This is a genomic window from Leucobacter celer subsp. astrifaciens (genome assembly GCF_001273835.1).
Lineage (GTDB): Bacteria > Actinomycetota > Actinomycetes > Actinomycetales > Microbacteriaceae > Leucobacter > Leucobacter celer.
On record NZ_JHEI01000206.1, the window covers coordinates 1 to 358 of the forward strand.

Sequence of the window (358 nt, forward strand, 5' to 3'; positions counted from 1 at the left end):
GGCGAGGGCCGTTTCGGCAGCACTCCGCGCGGCGTCGCCGGCCGCAATGCGCGCGGTCACGAACTTCAGCGGCCACGCCGCACCGTGATCGATCTGCTCGTCGAAGTCACGGGTCGCGCTGTCGAGGAGTGCGGGTCCCGAAAGGAATGCGCGGTGGGCCTCGGCGATCCTCGACCGCCATTCGGGGGCCTCAGCCAGGGCCAGATCGCGGGCTGCGGACCGGCGACGGCGCAGCGCTTCGGCCCCCAGCTCCAGGCAGCGCCGAGCGACACCGGCGTAGAAAAAAAAAAAAATCATGCTCATCACGATTGTAGAGTATCAGGTCTAGACAGTCGAGGGAGAGCCTCTACGTTACTAG

General features: G+C 65.9%; 1 pseudogene. It reads right to left on the minus strand.

The window, feature by feature from the left end:
* Positions 1-306: pseudogene (locus AMS65_RS18280) on the minus strand (acyl-CoA dehydrogenase family protein); the annotation flags it as partial.
* Positions 307-358 lie beyond the last annotated feature (52 nt).